The organism is Kribbella sp. (assembly GCF_035687465.1).
In the GTDB taxonomy this organism is placed as follows: domain Bacteria; phylum Actinomycetota; class Actinomycetes; order Propionibacteriales; family Kribbellaceae; genus Kribbella.
Genome location: NZ_DASRXP010000673.1, coordinates 1 through 4,981, shown reverse-complemented (window position 1 = coordinate 4,981; position 4,981 = coordinate 1). Strand labels below are relative to the sequence as shown.

Annotated in this window: 5 protein-coding genes; 2 read left to right on the top strand and 3 right to left on the bottom strand. The window is 68.5% G+C overall.

What is annotated here, in order from left to right:
• The 3 genes from VFG33_RS36070 to paaI all read right to left on the bottom strand — a co-directional run.
• The coding region (locus tag VFG33_RS36070) for an AMP-binding protein (protein ID WP_325057516.1) at positions 1–905 on the bottom strand (905 nt) is incomplete at its 3' end.
• 19 nt (positions 906–924) lie between these two features.
• On the bottom strand, positions 925–2,130 hold the full coding sequence (gene pcaF, locus VFG33_RS36065; RefSeq protein WP_325057515.1) for a 3-oxoadipyl-CoA thiolase: 1,206 nt from the start codon (positions 2,128–2,130) through the stop codon (positions 925–927).
• Complete coding sequence (paaI, locus tag VFG33_RS36060; protein WP_325057514.1) at positions 2,127–2,552, bottom strand: hydroxyphenylacetyl-CoA thioesterase PaaI; 426 nt, start codon at positions 2,550–2,552, stop codon at positions 2,127–2,129. The genes pcaF and paaI overlap by 4 nt, the downstream gene beginning before the upstream one ends.
• A gap of 114 nt (positions 2,553–2,666) precedes the next feature.
• Here paaI and paaN point away from each other — a divergent pair, with 114 nt between their 5' ends.
• Both paaN and VFG33_RS36050 read left to right on the top strand, forming a co-directional pair.
• Positions 2,667–4,349 (top strand): phenylacetic acid degradation protein PaaN, encoded by a 1,683-nt coding sequence (gene paaN, locus VFG33_RS36055; RefSeq protein WP_325057513.1) that lies wholly within the window; start codon positions 2,667–2,669, stop codon positions 4,347–4,349.
• Positions 4,342–4,981, top strand: a 640-nt coding sequence (locus VFG33_RS36050) for a serine hydrolase domain-containing protein (protein WP_325057512.1), incomplete at its 3' end; no start/stop codon positions are given. The genes paaN and VFG33_RS36050, both read left to right, overlap by 8 nt.

Here is a 4,981-nt window from a genome sequence, read left to right as displayed (position 1 = left end):
AGGGTGGTGAAGACGAGTTCGCCGACCTCTCCGTCCGGCAGCACCTCGCCGGTGACTGGATCGATGATCTCCGGGTAGAAGTGGTCCTCCCAGATGTGCAGGCCGTCCTTGGTCTCGACGCATTCCTGCGCGACCCCCGGGCCCATCACCTCGGACAGCCCGTAGATGTCGACGGCATGCATGCCGGTCCGGTTCTCCACCTCGGTGCGCATCTGCTCGGTCCACGGTTCGGCGCCGAAGATGCCGATCTTGAGCGAGGTCTCCCGGGGATCGATGCCACGGGCATCCATCTCGTCGAGGATGGAGAGGAAGTACGACGGCGTCACCATCATGATCTGCGCGCCGAAGTCCCGGATCAGGTCGACCTGGCGCTCCGTCATCCCGCCGGACACCGGGACCACCGTGCAGCCGAGGCGTTCGGCGCCGTAGTGCGCGCCCAGCCCGCCGGTGAACAGCCCGTAGCCGTACGCGACGTGGCAGACATCGCCCGCGCGACCACCTGCCGCGCGGATCGACCGCGCGATCAGATCGGCCCAGCGATCGATGTCACCCCGGGTGTACCCGACCACGGTCGGCCGTCCCGTCGTACCGGACGAGGCGTGCACGCGGACGACCTGCTCGCGGGGCACGGCGAACATGCCGAACGGATAGTTGGCCCGCAGATCGTGCTTGGTGGTCAACGGCAACCGGCTCAGATCGTCGAACGACTTGAGGTCGTCCGGCGCGAACCCGACGCTGTCGAGGGCGGCGCGATAGTGCGGCACATTCTCGTACGCCGCGCGCACGGTCGTCTGCAGCCGGGCCAGCTGGTGCGTCCTGAGCTCGTCGACGGACAGCTTCTCGCCGTCGTCCTGCAGTTCCACCGGGCACGCCTCACCGACGTGTCTCGTGTCAGGCTGGGTCATTCTCTGCCTCCGAAGGGCCTTACGGACGAGTGAGAAGAGTCGCGATGCCCTGGCCTACGCCGATGCACATGGTCGCGAGGGCGTAGCTGGCGTCACGCTGCCTGAGTTCCAGCGCGGCCGTCAAGGCGAGGCGGGCACCGCTCATCCCCAGGGGATGACCGAGGGCGATGGCGCCGCCGTTGGGATTCACGTGCTCGGCATCGTCGGGGAGGCCGAGCTCACGCAGTACTGCCAGGGACTGGGCGGCGAAGGCTTCGTTCAGCTCGATCACGTCGACGTCCGAGAGGGCGACGCCGGTGCGGTCGAGCAGCTTGCGGGTCGCGGGCGCCGGTCCGATGCCCATGATGCGCGGCGGGACTCCGGCCGCGGCGGTACCGACGATCCGGGCCAGCGGGGTGACGCCGAGCCGCTCGACCGCCTCGCCACTCATCACCAGGAGAGCGGCAGCGCCGTCGTTGACACCGGATGCGTTGCCGGCGGTGACCGTGCCGGAATCCCGGAACGGTGTCTTCAATCCCGCCAACGCTTCGAGAGAGGTCTCACGTGGATGCTCGTCGGTCTCGACAAGAGTCACAGCGCCACGCTTGCCGGGCACGGAGACCGGCACGATCTCCTCGGCCAGCCGGCCGTTGGCCTGCGCCTTGGCGACCCGCTGCTGACTACGCAAAGCGAACAGATCCTGGTCCTCGCGGGAGATCCCGAACTCGGCCGCGACGTTCTCCGCGGTCTCCGGCATCGAGTCGATCCCGTACTGCGCTTTCAAGGCTGGGTTGACGAATCGCCAGCCGATCGTGGTGTCGAAGATCTCGGCCTGCCGCGAGAAGGCAGTGGTTGCCTTGGGCATCACGAAAGGTGCCCTCGACATCGACTCGACCCCGCCGGCCACCACGATCTCGTGGTCACCGGCGATGATCGATCGCGCGGCTGAGGAGACGGCGTCCAGGCCCGAGCCGCAGAGCCGGTTGATCGTGCTGCCGGGAACGCTGTCGGGGAGTCCGGCCAGCAGCACCGCCATCCGCGCCACGTTGCGGTTGTCCTCACCGGCCTGGTTCGCGCAGCCGAGCACCACGTCGTCGATCGCGGCGGGATCGAGGGAGGAGTGCCGGGCCAGCAGCGAGGAGATGGCATGGGCCGCGAGGTCGTCGGGACGCACCGCGGCGAGCGCGCCGCCGTACCGGCCGATCGGGGTGCGGACCCCGTCCACCAGGAATGCCACCCGCGTCATGAGTCCTCCTCGATGATGGTGCCGGACAGTTGCCGGCTGCGACCACGGAACTCCGCGATCAGGTCGTCCCCGCGGCGGACCGTCACGTCGTAGAGCCCGTTCCGCCCGTACGTCGCACGCTCCCGCGCCTCGGCGACCAGCAGATCGCCGCGCGCGGCCGGGGCGACGAAGACGATGTCGCAGCCCTGCGCCACGGTCCGCTGGTTGCGCGAGTTGCAGGCGAACGCGAAGGCGGAGTCGGCCAGGGTGAAGACGAAGCCGCCGTGCACCATGCCGTGGCCGTTCACCATGTCGTCGCGAACCAGCATCTGCAGCTCGGCCGTACCGTCACCGACACTCACCAACCGCATGCCCAGCCCGGCGCTGGCGGCGTCCTCCGCCCACATCGCCGCAGCCACCCGTGCCGCCAGTTCGTCGCCCATTCGTCCACCTAGAGATCAGCCCGATATGACACTCTATCCCCGATCTGGTCAAGGACTGTAACATCGCACCGTCACCCTAGGCTGGGACCGACCACCGAGATCAGGAGTGCAGAGATGACGTCCACCGTCGCAGCAGACCGGCTGGAGAACCACCGCGAGCGCCTCGACGGCGCGCTGGCCGCGATCCGCAGTCGTGGCTACTTCTCCGCGTTCCCCGAGTCGCCCAGCCCGCGCGTGTACGGCGAAACCGCCGCCGAGGACGGGAAGACCGCCTTCGAGGCGCACCGCGGCACGGCGTACCCGATCGAGACGCCCGGATCGCACGGAACGGTCACCACAGAGCAGTCGCCATTCGGCGTGCAGTTGGACATCGAGTACCCGCGCACCGCCGAGGAGGGTCTGGACGAGTTGCTCGCGGCTGCCCAGAAGGGCATGTCCGACTGGCGAAAGGGCGGGATCGAGACCCGCGTCGGCGTCACCCTGGAGATCCTCGACCGGCTGCACAAGCGCGTCTTCGAACTGGCGAACGCCGTCCAGCACACCACTGGTCAGGCCTTCGTGATAGCGTTCCAGGCCGGCGGCGCGCACGCGCTCGACCGGGCCCTGGAGGCGATCGCCTACGCCTACGAGGAGATGAGCCGCTACCCGGCCGCTGCGGTCTGGGAGAAGCCGGCCAAGGGCGACCCGATCCGGATGGAGAAGAACTTCACCGTCGTCGGCCGCGGTGTCGCGCTGGTGATCGGCTGCAACACCTTCCCGACCTGGAACTCCTGGCCCGGCCTGTTCGCCTCCCTGGTTACCGGCAACGCCGTCGTGGTCAAGCCGCACCCGCTGGCGGTGCTGCCGCTGGCGATCACCGTCGAGGTCGCCCGTGAGGTGCTCGCCGAGTCCGGCTTCGACCCGAACCTGGTCACCCTCGCCGCCGAGCGCCAGGGCGACGGGCTGGCCAAGCCGCTGGCGCTGCGGCCCGAGGTGAAGGTCATCGACTTCACCGGTGGCACCGAGTTCGGCGACTGGCTGGAGCAGAACGCGACCCAGGCCGAGGTGTTCACCGAGAAGGCCGGCGTCAACGCGGTCCTGATCGATTCGACGGACTCGTTCAAGGCGCTCTGCGGCAACCTCGCCTTCACCCTGTCCCTGTACTCCGGCCAGATGTGCACCACCACCCAGAACCTCTTCGTCCCGGCCGACGGGATCGAGACGGACGAGGGCCACAAGTCCTTCGACGAGGTCGGCGCGGGGATCGCCGGCGCGATCGGCAAGTTGCTCGGCGATGACGCCCGCGCGGTCGAGATCCTCGGTGGTGTCGTCAACGAAGGCGTGGTCACCCGGCTCGAGCTCGCCCCGGAGTACGGCGAGGTGGTGCTGGAGTCCCGGGCGATCAAGCACCCGGCGTACGACGACGCGGTGGTCCGTACTCCGCTGCTGGTCGCCGTGGACGCCAAGGACGAGGGGATTTACGGGCGCGAGTGCTTCGGCCCGGTGTCGTTCCTGGTCCGGACCGCGGACACCGACGAGTCCATCGAGCTGTTCCGCAAGACGGTCGACGAGGGTGGCGCGATGACGGCCGGCGTCTACTCGTCCGACGCGGAGACGCTGGAGAAGGTCCGGGACGCGGCGCTCGAGGTCGGGGTGGCGTTGTCGGAGAACCTGACCGGCCCGGTGTTCGTGAACCAGTCGGCCGCGTTCAGTGATTTCCACGGCACCGGGGCGAACCCGGCGGCCAATGCGACGTACACCGACGGCGCTTACGTTGCGAGTCGCTTCCGCGTCATTCAGTCTAGGCGTCATGCCTGAGGCCCCTGACGCTGAGAACTCCGCCACCGCCGCCACCGATCCCGAGAACCTGCACGAAGCACTCGCGTACTACGACAGTTGGTTGGCGTTCAACCAGCGGTATCAACGCATTCCCGGGGTCCAGGCCGCGGTGTTCGCCGGAGACGCGATCGCCTACTCGGCGGCGTACGGACTGGCTGATGTCGAGCAGGGCACCGCGCTGACCGAGCAGCACCTGTTCCGGATCGCGTCGCACTCCAAGACGTTCACCGCGACGGCCGTGCTGCAGTTGGTCGAGCAGGGAATGGTCCGGCTGGACGACAAGGCCGGCACGCACGTCACCGAGATCGTCGGTACTCCGCTGGGCGAGCTGACGCTGCGGGACCTGCTCAGCCACGCGGGCGGGGTGACACGGGACAGCCTGGAGGCCGACTTCTGGCAGTTGGCGACCGCGTTCCCGGATCGCGGGCAACTGCTGGAGGTGCTGACGAAGCCGACCTCGTCGGTGATCCCGGAGAACGACCGCTTCAAGTACTCGAACATCGGTTACGGCCTGCTCGGACTGGTGATCGAGGCGGCCACCGGGACGTCGTACAACGAGCATGTCCGGACGGCGATCGTCGGCAAGCTCGGGTTGTCCGGTCTCGGGCCGG

What these genes read in the sequence shown, in the direction of transcription:
- pcaF (WP_325057515.1), bottom strand. Translation starts at nt 2,130, where the DNA reads ATGACGCGGGTGGCATTCCTGGTGGACGGGGTCCGCACCCCGATCGGC.
- paaI (WP_325057514.1), bottom strand. Translation starts at nt 2,552, where the DNA reads ATGGGCGACGAACTGGCGGCACGGGTGGCTGCGGCGATGTGGGCGGAG.
- paaN (WP_325057513.1), top strand. Translation starts at nt 2,667, where the DNA reads ATGACGTCCACCGTCGCAGCAGACCGGCTGGAGAACCACCGCGAGCGC.